Raw genomic sequence first — 17,848 nt, 5'->3', positions numbered from 1 at the left:
GACGCCTGCCAGTCGCTTGCGTATGCTGCTGTTTTCGCTCGATGGCTCACGCCTGCCAGCCGCTGGGATCGAGAGTCGGTCACGGCGACCTGACAATGATGGGTAGCAGGCTTTGCAGTCCTATCATTGACTCCACACCGACGGCTTCACCTACAGGATGCTTTTAGATCATGTTCTCGCGCCGTACTCCCCCTGTCGAGTCATCAGTTGTGCCGTCATCCGGCACCAATGTCGGACGTTCTGGCAGTGGGCTGGAGAAGATGTGGCAGCGAATGATTCGTCTGACCCTTCGTCCGCTATTGTTGGCGGAGCTGGCAGTAGCCCTTAGCTGTCTGGTCGGTGCCATCGTGATCTGGGACAGCGCGCGGCACAGTGCCATTGATATGGCATTGAGCGGGTTGCGTCAGCAGCATGCATTAGCCACCGCGTTGGTCAGCGAGCGCCTTGAGACTCAGCAACGCAGGCTTCAGGTTCTCGCGCGCTATACCCGACGTCATCTCGATTTCGGTGAAGGCACCGATGATGGCCCCTTGAGTCAGTTCGCCTTGACTGAACAGGGTCAGCTGTTTCGCCCGATTACCCGAGGCGGCGCTGCGCTTTATGGTGAATTCCATGGTGCCCTGACCGATAGCGATCGTGAGGCCGGACAGCGATTGATGCAGATGCAGTGGCTGCTGTCTGACCTCTACTCATCAGATCCCTTGATCTCGCGACTGTTTGTCAGTCTCGATAACAGCATGGTCATGCTGTACCCCTGGTTCAATGTACTGGATGCCTTTGCGCCGGGGGCGAAGCACATGCCCTATACCGGTGTACTGCCCGCTACGGTGCGCCAGTTATCTCAAAGCTCTGACAAAGGCGCCCCTAGTGTGGTCTGGCTTCCACCGCACGCCGGGCCGGCAGGGCTGACGCAGGTCACGGCGCTGGTAGAAGTCACGCTGAATAGTGGTGAAAAAGCCCGTGTGGGGCTCGATCTGGCACTACCGCAGATGGAATCACGATTAGTCCTGCCTGGGCATGGGCGGTCGGAATCCTATTGGCTGGTTGGTGACGGGCTCGAAGTATGGGCGGCGAGTACGAATACCAGCGATGGTCAGCCTCGGTATTTGCCTGCCGAGCTTGCACGAGAGCTGGATTCCGGATTGCGTGGCGCGAGCTTGATGGGGACTCACGGTGGGCAGGTAGTGGTGTGGGATACGTTATCGATCAATGGCTGGCGTTTGATTGCCAAGACACGACTCGACGTGCCGAGCGAAATGCCATTGGCGGCTTTGCTGATGGGGAGTTTCGGCGCCTTGCTACTGGTGTTCGCGGTCAGCATGTTGATTCTGCAATGGCGTCTGCGTCGACTGGACCAGCGCCTTGGGCAGCCACTGGAGTGGCTGGCCAGACAGAATGAGCGCCTCGAGCGTGGCGAAATCATGGAGGAGTATCCGGTGTTAAGGCGTCAGTGGAACCCTGCAGATGACATCTTGCGGCGTCATCGTGCAGCGGTGGCGCTGCTGCGCCGTGGGCGTGGTCATGAGCTGGATGCCTTGCCACTGCCTGCCTTCGTGATGCGCCATGGTCTGTTGGCCATGGCGAACCCGGCGTTTGAAAAGATGTTCGGGCTGGTGCTGCATGAAGCATTGGGCCGTTCGGTAGGCAGTCTTCTGATGCTGGAGCCCAATCCCAATGTGCCCAATAGTCGCGAGCTGCGCGTACATGATGCCGAAGGCCGCATGCGGCGTATTCGCCTGGAGCTGTGTCGCTTCAATAATGACCCTGCCCAGGTGCTAGGGGTCATGATTGATGAGTCGGAGCATGATCAGGCCAGCCAACAACTATTGGTAGCGCGTGATCGTGCTCGTGAAGAGGCACGACTCAAAAGTGATTACCTCGACATGCTGCATGCGGAGCTGACCCCGCCGCTGCAAGGATTGGTACGCAAGATCGGCCAGTTACGCCGCGAGCGTCAACTCGAAGATGCTGAGCTGAGCCTGTTGCAAGGGCGTCTGGATAGCGTAGCGCAGCTGCTGGATGCCCTGACTGAGCGCGACGAGGTGGTGCGTACGCCACTGGAGGAGAATGCTTTCTCTCCGACGGTGACATTTAGCGCATTGCTGGATGACATGCAGCAACGCTATCACGATGATGGCTCGCCGTTTGAATGGCAGCTGGGACCGTTGCCGGAGACTCTCAAAGGCGATGTGCGGCGTATGGCACAGCTCTTCGAGCACCTGGCGGAAGATGGTTGTCGTCGTGAGAATGCCAGCCATCATCGCCTGCTGGTTGAGGTGGTTGAGCAGCCACATGTCGCGCTTGTCTCCGAGCAATCCCTTGATCTATCGTCGTCGGAACAGACGGATCAAGCGACACAATGCTGCCTGAGGCTGGAACTTCGTGCGCATTGTGGACTCGATATCGGGCGAAAGGCACCTTCCTGTCTCCTCATGGCACGACGCCTCATCGATGAGCTCGGTGGCAGTTACCGTCAGATCCGTCTGGGTGAAGAAGAGGCGCTGGAGATTCTGCTGCCACTGACCTGGCCGGGCAAACCCACTGAAATACGCATATTGGTGGTCGATGATGGGCCGGTGAATGCCATGCTTGCGCGCACCGTGCTGGGCCGTCAGGGTCTTGTGGTGGATACCGCCAGTAATGGTGAGGAGGCACTGGCCGCGCGTACGCAGCATTTCTATGCATTGGTGTTCATGGATATCTTCATGCCCGGCATGGATGGTGTCAGTGCCACGCAGTGCTGGCGGGAGCAGGAAGCAGCGGTCGGCAGTGATCGTCGCAGTGTCATCATTGCACTGACCGCCAATGCCAGTGAGACAGACCGCGAGCGTTTCTTTGCCGCAGGGTTGGATGACTATCTGGGTAAGCCTTATCGTCCTCAGGCGCTGATTGATAAGGTACGCATGTGGCTGCCGGAGGTAGTGTTGACGCCGCCTGCCGCATTGACAACGCCTGGTAGTGAGGTTCCTCCGAGTGAAGACATGCAGTAAGTCGTCACTCGGTAAAGCGCAAGTCGTTAATCTGATGAGTCGCCGAGTGTCACGTCGCGCGAGCGGTCTGAAAACGCCACATCCAGAAGCATTGGCAGTGATATGACGAACACAAGGAACTGAATATGTGGTGGTGGTATCCCTTGCTGGGAGCAGTGGCAGGCTTGATTGCCGGACTGTTTGGTATTGGTGGTGGGTTGATCATTGTGCCAGTGCTGGCGGCGGCCTTTGTATTGCAGGGCGTGGCACCTGACGTATTGATGCACTTGGCTATCGGCACGTCGCTTGCCACCATTGTGGTGACATCTCTGTCATCGGCGCGCGCGCATAATGCGCGCGGTGCCGTGCGCATGGACTGGCTCAAGCAGCTGCTGCCAGGGTTGCTGGTTGGCACGGGATTGGGTGTGCTACTGGCCAGCGTGCTGAGCGGTGAAATGCTCAAGCTGCTGTTTGGAGGCTTTGTGCTGCTGGTCGCGCTCAAGATGGGGTTGAATCTGCGCATCGGCCAGATGGCGCAAGCGCCCGGGCGGATCGGCCAGTTTGTGGGTGGCAGCACGGTTGGTGTGGTGTCTGCGTTGTTTGGCATTGGTGGTGGCACGGTGATGATACCCATGCTGACCAGCTGGCAAGCGCGGATGACCGAAGCAGTAGGCACGGCGTCGGCTGCGGGTTTTCCGATCGCGCTATTGGCAGCACTGACCAATATCGTGGTGGGTTGGAATGCCCCGGGCTTGCCTGAGCACACGCTAGGCTATGTTCATTGGGGGGCATGGATCGGAATTGTGCTGGTCTCGGTGCCCTTTGCGCGCGTCGGTGCGCGGCTGGCGCATGCGCTACCTGCATCACTGCTCCGGCGCATGTTTGCGCTGATTCTGGTCGTTGTCGGACTGCGTTTCTTGTTCGGTTGATCGTCTGACGCTGCCGTTGGCAGGTGGCGTTCATGCTCTGACTGTTACGCTCTGGCTGCTAAGCTGGCCGCAAGTGGCTCGCTGCCATATTCAGCGTTGCCCGACTTCCTCATTCAAGGTTTCAACATGTTGCAATATCCTCAGATTGACCCCGTGGCGCTGGCGCTCGGGCCTTTCAAGATTCATTGGTACGGCTTGATGTACGTGATCGGCTTTGCGGCTGCCTGGGGGCTAGCGCGTGCGCGCCGTGGACGGGTTGGCCTGAGTCAGGATGCGGTAGGCGACCTGATCTTCTTTGGTGCCCTCGGTGTGGTGCTGGGCGGACGTCTTGGCTACGCCGTCTTTTATGGCTTTGACAAGCTGCTGGCGGACCCGGTATGGATCTTCAAGGTCTGGGATGGCGGCATGAGCTTCCACGGCGGCCTGTTGGGTGTGCTCATCGCCATGTTGCTGTTCGCCCGTCGTCATCAGCTGACGTTCTTCCAGCTCACCGATTTCATTGCACCGATGGTACCGATTGGCCTCGGCGCCGGGCGATTGGGTAACTTCATCAATCAGGAGCTACCGGGACGTATCACCGATGTGTCTTGGGGCATGGTATATCCGCTGTACGGGCCAGAACCGCGTCATCCGTCTCAGCTCTACCAGTTTGCGCTGGAAGGCGTCGCATTGTTCACCATTCTGTGGTTTGCCTCGCGTGAGCCACGTCAGAAAGGGCTGATCTCTGGTCTGTTCCTGTTGTTCTACGGCTGCTTCCGTTTCATCACCGAATTCTTCCGTCAGCCGGATTCACAGCTCGGTTTCATCGCTTTCGACTGGCTGACCATGGGCCAGCTGCTGTCGCTACCGATGGTGCTGTTCGGCCTGTTCCTGATGGCGTGGTCACGTGGTCAGCAAGTGGCGCAGCCGCCGGTGATAGGCGCTTCGTGAATGGATGAAGAAAAAGGCGATTCGGTGGTGTAGAATTCCATCGCCAGATACGCAAAGACGCGGCCCAATGGCTGCGTCTTTGCGTATCTGGCGGCTGAAAATATCGCTGAGCAAATAAATCCGAATTCATGAAGGCCTGTGCTATTTGCAGCGCAAGCCTGTTACGCCGTACGGACCCGATACCATGCAACCCTATCTAGACCTGATGCGCCATGTGCTGGAAAACGGTACTCAAAAGGGCGATCGCACCGGTACCGGCACCCTGAGTGTCTTCGGCCACCAGATGCGCTTTGACCTGGCGGAAGGCTTTCCGCTGGTGACGACCAAGAAGCTGCATCTGCGTTCAATCATCCACGAGCTGTTGTGGTTCTTGAAGGGTGATACCAATATTGCCTACCTCAAGGAAAATGGTGTGCGCATCTGGGATGAGTGGGCCGATGAGAATGGCGATCTCGGGCCGGTCTATGGTTATCAGTGGCGCAGCTGGCCGAACCCGCAAGGCGGCAGTGTCGATCAGATCACCAATGTCATCGAACAGATCAAGACCAATCCCGATTCACGCCGCATGATGGTGTCTGCCTGGAATCCGGCGTTGGTCGATGAAATGGCCTTGCCGCCGTGTCATGCACTGTTCCAGTTCTATGTGGCAGACGGACGACTATCCTGCCAGCTGTATCAACGCAGCGCTGACATCTTCCTGGGTGTGCCGTTCAACATTGCAAGCTACGCACTGTTGACCCAGATGGTCGCGCAGGTGTGTGGCCTGAAGCCGGGCGAATTCATTCATACGCTTGGCGATGCGCACCTTTACAGCAATCATCTGGAGCAGGCGCGTGAGCAGCTCAGTCGTCAAACGCTGGCCTTGCCGCAACTGGTGCTGAATCCTGACGTGACAGATCTGTTTGATTTCACCTTCGATGACATTGCCATCGAGGGCTATGAATCCCATCCGCATATCAAGGCAAAGGTGGCCGTATGAGCAATTCAGCGTTCGCACCGCTTGGAGCAGAAGCCGATACTGTCGTTCCGGTGGCGATGATTGCGGCCATGTCGGTCAATCGCGTAATCGGTGTCGGGAATCAACTGCCGTGGTATCTGCCGGAAGATCTCAAGTTCTTCAAGTATGTGACCCAGGGCAAGCCCATCATCATGGGGCGCAAGACCTTTGCCTCCATCGGTCGACCGTTACCCAATCGCCTCAATATTATCGTGACGCGTGATACAGACTTCGCGCATGACGGTGTGCGGGTCTGTCACGATCTGGCAGCGGCTCTCAACATGGCTGATCGTCACGCCATGATTGAAGGTGTTGACGAGATCATGGTCATCGGTGGTGGCCAGATTTATGCACAGGCACTGCCGGTCGCGACGCGGCTCTATCTCACCGAAGTGGCTGTCGAGATTGAAGGCGATGCTCACTTCCCGGCACTCGACGCACATTGGCAAGAAGCGCAGCGCGTACCGGGTGAGAGTGGCGAAGGAATGCCGGCCTACGACTTCGTGCGCTACGAGCGTAGCGACGTCTAACAGCAGCGGTTGCTTTGCGGGCGCTTTACAGTCAGCGAGTGCTGACACAGACTGGTGCCAAACGGAACTGCTCACAGCGTGCAAGGGAGGCTCAGGCCTTGACGATGGATCGCCTCGAAGCGCTGTATTCTGCGCTTGAAAATGAAGCCGACACACAGCGACAGCAACGTGACGGTGATCGCCAGGCCCGTGCGGCACTGGAGTTGGAAAACGCACATCTGCGTGAGTCGCTGACGCGTCTGGAGCAACAGGCTTCATTGGCGGGAGAGGCTGATGCTGAACTTGCTGAACTTGCTGCACTGCGCAGCGAGCGTGCGTCGCTGAGCGAGCAGCTGTCAGGTGCGCGTCAGCAATTGCAACAGCAGCAATCTCAGCTAAGTGGGCTGCATGAGTCCTTGTTGGCACGTGACGCTGAGCTGAAAGAGCTCGGCGAGCAACTACGTGATGCGCTTCAGGCAGCGCAGCATGCTGCACAAGCCGCGAGCCTTCATGCGCAGGCTGAAAGTGACCGGTGTTCGCAGGCGGATGCTGAAGCTGCCACTGAACAGCTGGCGGCAGACCAGGTGCCTGCCTCATTGCTAGCGTCGCGGATGGTTGAAGCGGCACCGATGCCAATGTCTGATGAGATGCCGTGCGAAGTGGTCGAGGCCAATGAAATTGCCCATGCAGTAGAAGACTCAGCATCGGTCGTGGACTCGTCGCCTTCTATTGCTCAGCCTTCCACTGCACAGTCTTCTGACGCTCCGACCACCAGCACGCAGCCGTCACCTCAGGCGCTTCTCAAGCAGTGGTATCGACGTTATCCGGACACCTTCTTCAAGGGACATACTCGCCCGCTGAAGATTGGCATCCATATCGAACTGCTGGAAAACGAGCAGTGGGATGACAAGTTGGTACGTCGAGCGTTGGCGGGTTACGTGCATCTGCCACGCTACCTCAAGGCAGTGCGCGCGGGTACTCAGCGGGTGGATCTGGAAGGTCAATCCGTTGGGGCGGTGACAGAAGATGAAGCACTGCATGCGCGCCAGCAGTTGGATGAACTCACCCGTCAGCAGAAGGCGCGTGAAGAGCAAGCGGCCGATCAGCGAATCAGTCATAAGCTCAGTGAACTGATGGCCAAGAACCGGCCGTAGTGCACGCAGTACTGATCGCGATATCAATCACGGGCCAAGCTGCCTGGCATTGACTTTTCTCGTGATCAAGCCTCGTGTGCAGGCGCCGGTTTGTTGGAGTGAGCAAAGCCCCTGTGCGGATTTCCGCACAGGGGCTTTGTCGTTGATGGGCGGAAAACCGCACAGTGCGATGATCCAGACAGCGCTAGCGTGAGAGCAGAGAGTCAGTGTTTTATCTTCAAGAGATTGATTAGCAACAGAAATATCAAGAATGGAGTGTAAGTGGCCTGTTGCTCGCATTGCTCTGGGGTATCCATGCTCGCGCATCATGTCTGCCAAGTTCTCTTGCCCTTCGCTCAGGATGACGGGGATGAACGATGAGGGAGTGCAATACGCAGACGGGATAACCACAAGACCAACAATATCCGAGACACAAGAGGAACTGCCATGCGCCTTTTCAAGCCAGCGCTAACCGCATTAAGCGCTGCCATTCTATTCGCCTCGACCACTGTCATGGCTGATCCGATCACCATCAAGTTTTCGCATGTGGTGGCGGAGAATACGCCGAAGGGCCAGATGGCCAAGAAATTCCAGCAGCTGGTAGAAGAGCGACTCGGCGACAAGGTAGATGTCGAGCTATATCCCAGCTCTCAGTTGTATGGCGATGACAAGGTGCTGGAGGCGATGCTGCTAGGCGATGTTCAGCTGGCCGCGCCGTCACTGTCCAAATTCCAGAAATACACTGATCAGCTGCAGGTCTTTGATCTGCCCTTCCTGTTCAAGGACATGGCGGCCGTGGAAAGCTTCCAGGCAAGCGAGATAGGTCAGTCGCTGCTGACATCGCTCGAATCAAAAGGGCTGGTCGGCCTGGGTTATTTGCATAACGGCATGAAGCAGTTGTCCGCTTCTTCGCCGCTTACGGTGCCGGAAGATGCCAGTGGCAAGAAATTCCGCATCATGACCTCTGATGTGCTCGAGGCGCAGTTTGAAGCCATTGATGCTATCTCGCTGAAAAAACCGTTCTCGGAAGTTTTCATTCTGCTGCAGACCCGTGCCATTGATGGTCAGGAGAACACGTACTCCAATATCTATTCACAGAAGTTCTTTGAGGTGCAGCCGTACATCACCGAGTCCAATCACGGTGTGCTGGACTACATGGTGGTCTCCTCTGCCCGCTTCTGGGAAGGCTTGCCAGATGATGTGCGTGGCGAGGTCAAATCTGCGCTTGATGAAGCCATCGTCTATGGCAACGAGCTGTCTGAAGCCAAGAATGAAGAGGCCAAGCAGGCCATCATCGCTTCGGGCCAAAGTGAAATTGTCATGCTCGACGCTGCTCAGCGTCAGCAGTGGGTAGATGCCATGAAGCCGGTATGGGGTGAGTTTGCCGACGACATCGGTCAGAACATCGTTGATGCTGCCGAAGCTGCGAACCAGTAATCCGTTTGCCCCATCTGACAGATGCCGATGCAAAGGCACTTTTCAGGTGGGGTAATCGTATCTGACAGATAGACAGCGTTGCCTTGTCTTGTCGACACCTCTCTATCTGCACCTACATATGAAGTGGCGCCATTCTCCTGATGCATGATCGAGAGAGCAGGGCGACACGAGGACATTGCCATGATCCTAAGATGGCTTCACAAGGCAGAAGAGATACTGTTCTCGCTGCTGCTGGTAGCGATGGTGCTGCTGGTCTTTGTCGAAGTGGTATTGCGCTTCGTCTTCAATACCGGCATCAGCTGGTCGCAGGAAGCCACGCTGTATCTCGCGGGCTGGTTCGTGTTGGTCGGTGTCTCGTGGGGCGTCAAGCAGGGCGCGCATATCGGTGTGGATGTCGTGGTCAAGATGATGCCGATGCTATGGCAACGCATTACGACGTTGATCGCCCTGGTCGTGTGCATGGCGTACTGCGTGATGCTGTTGGTGGGCAGTTATGAATATATTTCTCTGATGCAGTTGATCGGTATCGAGCTCGACGATATTCCGGTGCCCAAGTGGTATGCCCTGATTATTTTACCGATCGCACTGTTACTGCTGATGCTACGTTTCGCGGTATTGGGCTGGAAGGTGATTCGTGGTGAGGCTAGCGGCTTTGGTTTCCATGATGAAGGCGAAGACAGCATGCACCTGGTTCAGACGGAGGGTGCTGTTGATCAAGACAGGGCTGACAGTGATCAAGGAATCCCGCGATGACCATAGCCACATTGTTTGCGCTGCTGTTTGGCGGCATTTTTCTCGGCATGCCGATTGCCTTTGCACTGGGCTTCTCTAGCGTCACGACTATCCTGCTGTTCTCGAGTGACTCACTAGGGTCAGTGGCCATAAAGCTGTTTGAAGCGCTGTCGCATCATTACACCCTGTTGGCGATTCCCTTCTTCATACTCTCCAGTACCTTTCTCTCGACCGGTGGTGTCGCACGTCGCCTGATTACCTTCGCCACTGATGCGATTGGGCATGTAAGCGGTGGGCTGGCGATGGCGTCAGTGCTGGCATGCATGCTGTTCGCGGCCGTCTCCGGCTCGTCTCCCGCGACGGTGGCGGCCATCGGCTCCATCGTCATCGCGGGCATGGTGCGTCAAGGCTATAGCGAGTCATTCGCCGCTGGGGTGATCACCAATGCCGGCACACTTGGCATCCTGATTCCGCCTTCCATCGTCATGCTGGTGTACTCGGCCGCCACGGAAGTCTCTGCGGCCAAGATGTTCATGGCGGGCCTGATTCCGGGATTGCTGATGGGCGGTATTTTGATGGTGGCTATCTATATTGCGGCACGTATCAAGAAGCTGCCATCACAGCCATTCCCCGGTTTCCGTGCGCTGGCTCGCTCAGGTGTCGTGGCGCTGGGCGGCTTGATGTTGATCGTGATCGTGCTGGGCTCGATCTATGGTGGTGTAGCAAGCCCGACAGAAGCTGCCGCGGTGGCAACAGTCTACGCCTGGTTCATTGCGGTGGTCGGATATCGTGACATGGGGCCATTGAAAGACGTGCCATGGCGCAGAGGGGGGGAGGCTTGGGGTGTGGCGGGATTACGCGCACTCTGGCAGGTACCGGCAGGGCTGATTGGCTCGTTTACGGACAAGGAGGTCAACAAGGTCGTGTTGGATGGCGCGCGAGTTTCGATGATGCTGCTGTTCATCATCGCCAATGCCATGCTGTTTGCTCACGTGCTGACGACTGAGCGCATTCCGCACACCATCGCCGAGACCATCATTGGCTGGGGGCTGCCAGCGTGGGGCTTCCTGATTGTCATGAACCTGTTATTGCTGGCGGCAGGCAACTTCATGGAACCCTCCGCTATCCTGTTGATCATGGCGCCCATTCTGTTCCCGATTGCCATGCAACTGGGTATCGACCCGATCCACCTGGGTATCATCATGGTCGTCAACATGGAGATCGGCATGCTGACACCCCCAGTGGGGCTCAATCTCTTTGTCACGGCGGGCATTACTGGCAAACCGATGACATGGGTCATCCGGGCGGCGCTGCCGTGGCTATCGCTGTTGTTGCTGTTCCTGGTGCTGATTACCTATGTGCCGTCCATTTCGCTGTTCCTGCCTAACTTGTTGAGTGGTTAATGAGTCATTCAGAGGAAAGCAGACGAGGAGATTTTTCTCGGCCCATGTGGTAACTCATTCATTATCATCAAGTACTTTCCCCAGCCACGTAATGCAGTGGCCGGGGTATTTCTTTTTTGGCACCTCCTTGCTGGCATCATGGCCCACACCTCTTGCGTGGCATTGAGATGAGTCGAGAGTATCTCGGAAGGAGATCAATTGGCGTATTCAGACTCTTGAATAACAAAAGTGATGAATAACGAGGGGTAGGGGGCGGGTGCGTTTCATGATGTGTGTCTCATGAGGTGATGCATTTATCGCGATATGGCGTACTACTTTTGTAGTGAATGAAAAAATTCGTCATTGAATGCCGCACGCTAATCGTCAGTCGTGAGCGATGTATCGAGAACCCTTGAGAAAAGCCGTGGTTGTCATGAATCCTTCATTCTCAAGCACTAGAGTGTAGGCACGCCAGACATTCGACCGGCGTATAGGTTCAGGACAAGTGATCGAAAACAGTGTTTTTTTCTGTTGCACATCCTGAAAGCCCGGTATATGGTTTCCCTGCGAGCATTGGATAATAACAAGGCCACCGGGTTTTAGAGGCGTCATCAAGCGCCCGGAACCCCGGCCACTGCCACCGGCAGACACGATCGAACAGTTAACGCTAGTTAAGGAATTATCGCGATGAAAAAGACACTTCTGGCTACTGCCATCGCCGGCGCTGTTGCTCTGGCTTCTACTTCTGCATCTGCTGCTACCGTCTATAATCAGGACGGCACCAAGCTTGACCTGTACGGTAACCTCCAGCTGGTTTACGCCTACACCGATTCTCTGGGTGGAGACGCTGATGGCGAGCTGACCGATAACGGTTCTACCTTGGGTGTCAAAGGTGAGCACAAGATCAACGACGACATCGTTGGTTACTTCAAGGCTGAGTTCGAATTCAACGCTGACGAATCCAAAGGTAGCAATGGCGGCGTTAATGACGGCGACCAGACTTACCTCGGCGCCAAGGGTTCCTTCGGTGACGCACGTATCGGTTCTTGGGATCAGTTGGTTGATGACTGGGTCCAGGATCCGCTGTCCAACAACGAATACTTCGACCTGTCTGATTCAAGCGGTCAGATCCTGAAGGGTGATGGATCCAGCCAGACTCGCGAAGGCAACAAACTGCAGTACATGTCTCCGGTCATGAGCGGCATGCAGTTCGCTGTTGGTACAAACTTTGAAGGTGATGCTGAAAGTGAGAACGTCACTGATTCCAATCAGGCGTCCTTCTTCGCCGGTGGTAAGTACACTGTCGGTGCTTTCTCCATCGCTGCCGTGTATGACGACCTTGGTCAGTTCGATGGAACAGCTGAAGGCACAGGCTCTACTGGTGATATCGGTGAGCAGTACGGCTTGAATGCTCAGTACACCGTTGATGCGCTGCGTATCTCTGTCAAAGCTGAACGCTTTGATGCAGATGACGAAGATGCTGATGTTGATTACTACGGTATCGGCGCGCGCTACGGCTACGGTATGGGCGATGTCTACGGCGCCTACCAGTATGTTGATGCTGAATCCAACGCATACCAGTACATCAGTGCTGATTCCGACGCTGGCGATGGCAGCGACCATTCGTACAACGAATTCAACCTGGGTGTGACTTACAACATCTCTTCCGCGATGTACACCTACATTGAATACGCCCAGTATGATCGTGATGGCGACGATGGCGACGGCGCTGCAGTCGGCATCTACTACGGTTTCTAAGACACGCTTCACTGTCTAGCAAGCTAATGAAAGCCGGTCCCACGGGGCCGGCTTTTTTATGTCTCGCGTTCTCTCGACGACAGGCGATCTTCCTGTCATTTTTTCTGGCGCGTGCCGGGATGAAGCCAATGTTATGTTGTCTGGCAGGCGGAAAAGATCAAAAAAAGCCTCGATGATCTTTCGATCATCGAGGCTTTTTTGTCACGGCCATTTTACATGGTGCAGCGGCACGATTAGATGAGAGTGATCAGATCTTCTCGTGTCGGCAATGCAGAATAGGCACCCGGGCGTGTGACGGCAAAGGCGCCACACGCTGCAGCGCGTGCTAGTGCGCCCTGCAGGTTGCTTTCATCTTCACACCAGTCTGCCAGCTGTGCTGCATTGATGCCTGCCTCACTGATGGCGGAGAGAAAGCCGCCGATGAAGGCGTCGCCTCCGGCTGTCGTGTCCACTGCCTTGACGATAGGCGGAGTGACACTGATGGTCCGTGCTTCATCACTCTGTCCGCGCACCAAGGCACGAATGGTGCCAGGGCCATCTGTCAGCACGATAAGACGCACACCGGCTGTCAGACGCGCCTGCAGCCATGCTGACTCTTCTTGCCCTTGAGTCAGCGCATCCACTTCTTCCTGTGACAGCTTCAGGATATCGGCGTTATCGAGCAAGCGGGTGACTAGTGCTACATCAATCTGCTGGTTTGGCCACAGGTTGTGTCGGAGGTTGGCATCGACACTGACCAGTGAGCCCGCAGCGCGTGCGCGAGAAGCCAGTACGAAGCTGGTATCCGCAATGGCGCTTTCCGTCAGGCTGTTGCTGCACAGGTGGAAGATGGCCGCAGTGGCGAAGAGTTCAGGGCCGGCGTGCTCCGGACGGAACAGCAAGTCAGCCGCCGGCGGACGATAGAAATCAAACTGGCGCTCTCCCTCGTCATCACGTGAGACGAAGGCGAGGGCGGTACGCGCTTCGCTTGTCCGTTTTACATGGTCCAGACGTACGCCATGGGCACTCAGCTCTTCATGCAGGAAGTCGCCAAAGCTATCGCAGCCAAGCATGCCGACGAAGTGGCTGGGCAAGCCGAGACGTGCGCAGGCAACGGCGACATTGGCCGGTGCACCACCCGCGTACGGAGTGAAGGTTTCCTGCTCGACAGACACATTGCCAAGCTTGTTGGACAGCATGTCGACCAGCGCTTCACCAAACGCGATTACAGGGGTCATCAGGAGGTGGCTCCCTTGGTATTGGAGGAAGTGGCGGCTTTCGCGCCCTTGCGATTCTTGGCGACATCATCGCCTGTCGTGGAGACAGTATCAGGCTTGGAAGTCTCGCTGCCAGCCGGGAAATATTCGCGTACCAGCGCCAGGAGTCCCTGGGTGGACGGATCGAAGGCCTGCACGTCGGTATCGATGCGTGCGCTGATCTCGCCCGCGATACGCTTGCCGAGCTGCACGCCCCACTGATCAAAGGAGTTGATGTTCCAGATCACGCCCTGCACGAAGACCTTGTGCTCATAGAGTGCGATCAGCGCGCCAAGATTGCGCGGCGTCAGCTCGTCCAGCAGCAAGGTGCTCGACGGACGATTGCCCGGGCAGCTGTAGTGTGGATCAAGATTGCTGCCGTCCTGGCTGCCTTCCATGAAGGCATTCGCCTGCGCGAGCATGTTGGTGATCAGCGCGAAGTGATGTTCTTCAGTCCCCGGCTCCGGCTTCAGAGAGGCAATGAAGTCGATCGGGACATAGCGCGTGCCCTGGTGCAGCAGCTGGAAGAAGGCGTGCTGGCCGTTGGAGCCTGTCTCGCCCCATACGATCGGGCCAGTCTTGTAGTCGACCGGGCGGCCGAAGATATCCACCGACTTGCCATTGGATTCCATGTCCAGCTGCTGAAGGAAGGCGGGCAGCTGGTGCAGCGCCTGATCGTAAGGCACGACAGCCTGGGTTTCAGCGCCCATGAAGTTGATGTACCAGATGCCGATCAGGGCCATCAGGACCGGCATGTTGCTTTCCATCGGAGCATGGATGAAGTGCTGGTCCATCTCGTAGGCACCCTCGAGCAGGTCCATGAAGCCTTCGTAGCCGATGGACAGCGCGATTGGCAGGCCGATGGATGACCACATGGAGTAGCGACCGCCGACCCAGGCCCAGAATTCGAAGACGTTCTCTTCGCGGATGCCGAATTCCTTGGCAGCCTTGCGATTGGTCGAGGCGGCCACGAAGTGGGCACCCACATCGGCATCCTGGCCTGCGTGCTCCAGGAACCAGCGACGCGCCGTCTTGGCGTTCAGCAGGGTTTCCTGGGTGGAGAAGGTCTTGGTGGAGACGATGAACAGCGTGGTCGCCGGATCCAGGCGCTTGAGCACTTTCTGGATATGGTTGCCGTCGACATTGGAGACGAAGTGGAAGTTTATCTCCGGATGACGATGCTTCAGCAAGGCGCGGCACGCCATGTTGGGGCCAAGATCTGAACCACCAATGCCGATGTTGACCACGTCACGAATGCGTTGTCCGTCATAGCCTTTCCACTCGCCACTGCGCACGGCTTCAGAGAAGGCGCGAATCTGCTCGCGCGTCTTCTGGATCTCCGGCATCACGTCCTTGCCATCGACGATCACCGGCGTGTTGTCCTGACTGCGTAGCGCTGTGTGCAGCACCGGACGATTCTCGGTCACGTTGATGATATCGCCAGAGAACATCTGGGCGCGCCGCTGCACGAGGGCAGAGTGGTCTGCCAGTTCTATCAATGCCGTGAGTACTTCGTCAGAAATATGGTGCTTTGAGTAGTCGAGAAATAGACCACCGACACGCAAGCTCATCTTTTCGAAGCGCTTGGGGTCCGCGGAGAAATAGTCGCGGATACGGTCATTGCGGGTCACCTCACCCAGCTGGGTCAGAGCCTGCCAGGAAACACTACGAGTCAATTGCAGCATGGGTGTGTCCATCGTGTTGGTTGTTGGAGATCAAACGTTGGCGTAAGCAGCATTCCGGTGCCAGACAGCGCACTCCTGTCTCACGTCAACGCTATCTGGCTTGCGTGTCGAAAATGAATGACACGATTCAGTCAATGAGCAGCCAATTGACCTGTCAGCAAGAATACCTGCCATGCGGAAGTGGTAAGCATGGCAGGTGATTGTCAGTCGTTACCTGTCTCATCATCCATCAGCGGTGAAATATGCTGAACCAGCAGGTGCTGTGCACCCGGTGGTAGCCAGACCGGGTCAAGGCGCGTACAGGCAGTTTCGACACACAGGAAGCCACGGGCATCTTCGACGCTGGTATCTGCCGGTGGTGCATCGCCCGGATGCCAGACCACGGTGGAATCGGAGCCCTGTTTGGCGATACGCAATCGGCGCTGACCGTCTTCCAGTACCTGGATCTTGCTGGACTGATAGATGCGATCGAGCGGGCCACGTATTCCCAGCTCACCCTGTTGATCGAAGCGTGAGAAGTCCTGGCGCTTGTCCAGATAGCTGGCGCCGGCGAGGCCGGTCACACGGCACTTGAAGGCATCTGGCACGGCAAAGTAGCTGTGCAGGGCGGCTGTCATCTTGATCGGCACTTCACCGCGGTTTTCGGTGATCAGTTCGACCTTGAGGAACTGCCGACCGGCAAAGATGACGACGCGTGGCGTGAGCGCGGCATGCAAAGAGGTGTCGGGGGAAGCGTGCACTTCGACGCTTTCCTCACCTTCGTCGACGGCATCGATACGCCAGCCAGCCTTGCGTGCCGGGCCGTGCAGTTCGGTTTCACCTTCGGGGTATTCATCGGCAAACCATGGCCAGCACAATGGGATGCCACCGCGAATGCTGCCCGGCAATGCAGCAGGCGTTGCGGTGACCCATAGCCACGGTGAATCGCCGGTCGGCTGATAGTGCAGCACCTGAGCCCCTTGGTGGCAGACGACCAGTTCGCCCCAGGACTGATTGATGATGAGCAGGGTACGGCCTTGCCACTCGACATTGCGTTGGTCAGCGGTGGCATCGACCAATGCGCGCAAGCTTTCGGGAATCATCTCGGACTACCTCGACGGTTCAGGAGGCGGCGGATGACAGTGCATCACGCCACCTCTTCATTGTGCAGTGCCTCGGCAGCGCCCAGCAGACCGGTCCACGGCGCGGTTACCACCCAGGTGGGTATCGCGGCATTGTAACGACTCATGCGGTTCTTGTCGGTGAAGGCACGCCGGAAATCACTCTGAGTCAGCAGATCAAGGTTGCGAGGCAGCACGCCACCACACAGATAGACACCGCCGCGCGCGCCTAATGTCAGCGCGGCATCACCCGCCACGTTGCCAAGAATCTTCATGAAGCGCAGTACCGCATCGAAGGCCAGTGGGTCATCCGGCTGGCCTTGATGGTGTTGGGCATGTGCTGCCTGGCTGACACCAGCGGCGCTCTTCAGTGGTGTCGGTAGACCACGCAGCTCACCGAGTGCTTGATAGATCTCGAGCATTCCTTGGCCACATAGTAGGCGTTCGACCGAGACGCGGCCGTGCCAGCGGCGGAAGATGGTGAGCAGGCCATCCTCGATATCATCGGTCGGTGCGAAGCCGACATGCCCGCCTTCCGTTGCCAGCGGAATCCAATTATGGGCACCACGAACCAATCCCGCGACGCCTAGCCCGGTACCGGGGCCAATCACCAGGCGTGGGGAGGCGTCATTCCCAGTGCCTGTAGTCACTTCAGCGCCGATAGCAATGCGTTCGCTGGTGGAAATGTGCGGTACGCCCAGCGCCATGGCCGTGAAATCGTTAATACACTTGAAGTGCTCAAGTCTGAGTGCGGTGCGCACGTCAGACTTGTCGAACTCCCAGTGATTATTGGTCATTTTCACGTGCTCATCGTGCACTGGGCAGGCGAAGGCGAGACACGCTTGCGTCGGTTGGTTCTCTAGCGTGAGGCCTAGTGATTGATAATAGGTCTGGATGGCATCCACCAGACCGACATGATCGGCACAGGCAAGCGTCTGGATCTCATGCAGTGTGTGGCTGCCCGACTGGACAAGTGCCAGCCGGGCATTGGTACCACCGATATCACCGACCAGAGCAACGCGAGATGGCGACTCAGTAATCATTGGTCGGGT

At 57.0% G+C, this 17,848-nt stretch carries 14 protein-coding genes; 10 read left to right on the top strand and 4 right to left on the bottom strand.

Annotated elements, in window-relative coordinates; genetic code table 11:
* Positions 1–170: 170 nt before the first annotated feature.
* From GQR90_RS13435 to GQR90_RS13390, 10 genes are all read left to right on the top strand, one after another.
* On the top strand, positions 171–2,990 hold the full coding sequence (locus tag GQR90_RS13435) for a response regulator (RefSeq protein WP_158774550.1): 2,820 nt from the start codon (positions 171–173) through the stop codon (positions 2,988–2,990).
* Positions 2,991–3,115: 125 nt separating this feature from the next.
* The gene (locus GQR90_RS13430; protein WP_158774549.1) at positions 3,116–3,898 is read left to right on the top strand and encodes a sulfite exporter TauE/SafE family protein; all 783 of its coding nucleotides are present in this window, start codon (positions 3,116–3,118) and stop codon (positions 3,896–3,898) included.
* A 126-nt stretch (positions 3,899–4,024) separates the two neighbouring features.
* Positions 4,025–4,828 (top strand): prolipoprotein diacylglyceryl transferase, encoded by an 804-nt coding sequence (lgt, locus tag GQR90_RS13425; RefSeq protein WP_158774548.1) that lies wholly within the window; start codon positions 4,025–4,027, stop codon positions 4,826–4,828.
* Between the two features lie 184 nt (positions 4,829–5,012).
* A complete protein-coding gene (locus GQR90_RS13420) occupies positions 5,013–5,807 on the top strand; it encodes a thymidylate synthase (protein ID WP_158774547.1) in 795 nt (264 codons plus the stop codon).
* Positions 5,804–6,355, top strand: a complete 552-nt coding sequence (locus GQR90_RS13415; protein ID WP_158774546.1) for a dihydrofolate reductase — start codon at positions 5,804–5,806, stop codon at positions 6,353–6,355. The genes GQR90_RS13420 and GQR90_RS13415 overlap by 4 nt, the downstream gene beginning before the upstream one ends.
* A gap of 104 nt (positions 6,356–6,459) precedes the next feature.
* On the top strand, positions 6,460–7,488 hold the full coding sequence (locus tag GQR90_RS17655) for a ProQ/FINO family protein (protein ID WP_233266542.1): 1,029 nt from the start codon (positions 6,460–6,462) through the stop codon (positions 7,486–7,488).
* A 426-nt stretch (positions 7,489–7,914) separates the two neighbouring features.
* On the top strand, positions 7,915–8,904 hold the full coding sequence (locus tag GQR90_RS13405) for a TRAP transporter substrate-binding protein (RefSeq protein WP_158774545.1): 990 nt from the start codon (positions 7,915–7,917) through the stop codon (positions 8,902–8,904).
* 180 nt (positions 8,905–9,084) lie between these two features.
* Positions 9,085–9,657, top strand: a complete 573-nt coding sequence (locus GQR90_RS13400) for a TRAP transporter small permease (RefSeq protein ID WP_199269431.1) — start codon at positions 9,085–9,087, stop codon at positions 9,655–9,657.
* Complete coding sequence (locus GQR90_RS13395; RefSeq protein WP_158774544.1) at positions 9,654–11,039, top strand: TRAP transporter large permease; 1,386 nt, start codon at positions 9,654–9,656, stop codon at positions 11,037–11,039. The genes GQR90_RS13400 and GQR90_RS13395 overlap by 4 nt, the downstream gene beginning before the upstream one ends.
* Positions 11,040–11,705: 666 nt before the next feature.
* Positions 11,706–12,776 (top strand): porin, encoded by a 1,071-nt coding sequence (locus GQR90_RS13390; protein WP_158774543.1) that lies wholly within the window; start codon positions 11,706–11,708, stop codon positions 12,774–12,776.
* Positions 12,777–13,009: 233 nt separating this feature from the next.
* Here the strand turns inward: GQR90_RS13390 and GQR90_RS13385 are convergent, their stop codons facing one another.
* From GQR90_RS13385 to glk, 4 genes are all read right to left on the bottom strand, one after another.
* Complete coding sequence (locus GQR90_RS13385; protein WP_158774542.1) at positions 13,010–13,993, bottom strand: carbohydrate kinase family protein; 984 nt, start codon at positions 13,991–13,993, stop codon at positions 13,010–13,012.
* On the bottom strand, positions 13,993–15,696 hold the full coding sequence (pgi, locus tag GQR90_RS13380; protein ID WP_158774541.1) for a glucose-6-phosphate isomerase: 1,704 nt from the start codon (positions 15,694–15,696) through the stop codon (positions 13,993–13,995). The genes GQR90_RS13385 and pgi overlap by 1 nt, the downstream gene beginning before the upstream one ends.
* A gap of 203 nt (positions 15,697–15,899) precedes the next feature.
* On the bottom strand, positions 15,900–16,778 hold the full coding sequence (locus tag GQR90_RS13375) for a D-hexose-6-phosphate mutarotase (protein ID WP_158774540.1): 879 nt from the start codon (positions 16,776–16,778) through the stop codon (positions 15,900–15,902).
* A 44-nt stretch (positions 16,779–16,822) separates the two neighbouring features.
* Complete coding sequence (gene glk / locus GQR90_RS13370; protein WP_158774539.1) at positions 16,823–17,839, bottom strand: glucokinase; 1,017 nt, start codon at positions 17,837–17,839, stop codon at positions 16,823–16,825.
* Positions 17,840–17,848: the final 9 nt, after the last annotated feature.

It is taken from the genome of Cobetia sp. L2A1 (assembly GCF_009796845.1).
Taxonomy (GTDB): domain Bacteria; phylum Pseudomonadota; class Gammaproteobacteria; order Pseudomonadales; family Halomonadaceae; genus Cobetia.
The sequence above is the reverse complement of the archived record's forward strand: the minus strand, read 5'-3'. Positions and strand labels throughout refer to the sequence as shown.

Excerpts from the sequence above, each read along its gene's own strand:
- GQR90_RS13395 (WP_158774544.1), top strand. The coding sequence starts at position 9,654 with ATGACCATAGCCACATTGTTTGCGCTGCTGTTTGGCGGCATTTTTCTC.
- GQR90_RS13435 (WP_158774550.1), top strand. The coding sequence starts at position 171 with ATGTTCTCGCGCCGTACTCCCCCTGTCGAGTCATCAGTTGTGCCGTCA.
- GQR90_RS13420 (WP_158774547.1), top strand. The coding sequence starts at position 5,013 with ATGCAACCCTATCTAGACCTGATGCGCCATGTGCTGGAAAACGGTACT.
- lgt (WP_158774548.1), top strand. The coding sequence starts at position 4,025 with ATGTTGCAATATCCTCAGATTGACCCCGTGGCGCTGGCGCTCGGGCCT.
- GQR90_RS13400 (WP_199269431.1), top strand. The coding sequence starts at position 9,085 with ATGATCCTAAGATGGCTTCACAAGGCAGAAGAGATACTGTTCTCGCTG.
- GQR90_RS13415 (WP_158774546.1), top strand. The coding sequence starts at position 5,804 with ATGAGCAATTCAGCGTTCGCACCGCTTGGAGCAGAAGCCGATACTGTC.
- GQR90_RS13390 (WP_158774543.1), top strand. The coding sequence starts at position 11,706 with ATGAAAAAGACACTTCTGGCTACTGCCATCGCCGGCGCTGTTGCTCTG.
- pgi (WP_158774541.1), bottom strand. The coding sequence starts at position 15,696 with ATGCTGCAATTGACTCGTAGTGTTTCCTGGCAGGCTCTGACCCAGCTG.
- glk (WP_158774539.1), bottom strand. The coding sequence starts at position 17,839 with ATGATTACTGAGTCGCCATCTCGCGTTGCTCTGGTCGGTGATATCGGT.
- GQR90_RS17655 (WP_233266542.1), top strand. The coding sequence starts at position 6,460 with ATGGATCGCCTCGAAGCGCTGTATTCTGCGCTTGAAAATGAAGCCGAC.
- GQR90_RS13430 (WP_158774549.1), top strand. The coding sequence starts at position 3,116 with ATGTGGTGGTGGTATCCCTTGCTGGGAGCAGTGGCAGGCTTGATTGCC.
- GQR90_RS13405 (WP_158774545.1), top strand. The coding sequence starts at position 7,915 with ATGCGCCTTTTCAAGCCAGCGCTAACCGCATTAAGCGCTGCCATTCTA.
- GQR90_RS13375 (WP_158774540.1), bottom strand. The coding sequence starts at position 16,778 with ATGATTCCCGAAAGCTTGCGCGCATTGGTCGATGCCACCGCTGACCAA.
- GQR90_RS13385 (WP_158774542.1), bottom strand. The coding sequence starts at position 13,993 with ATGACCCCTGTAATCGCGTTTGGTGAAGCGCTGGTCGACATGCTGTCC.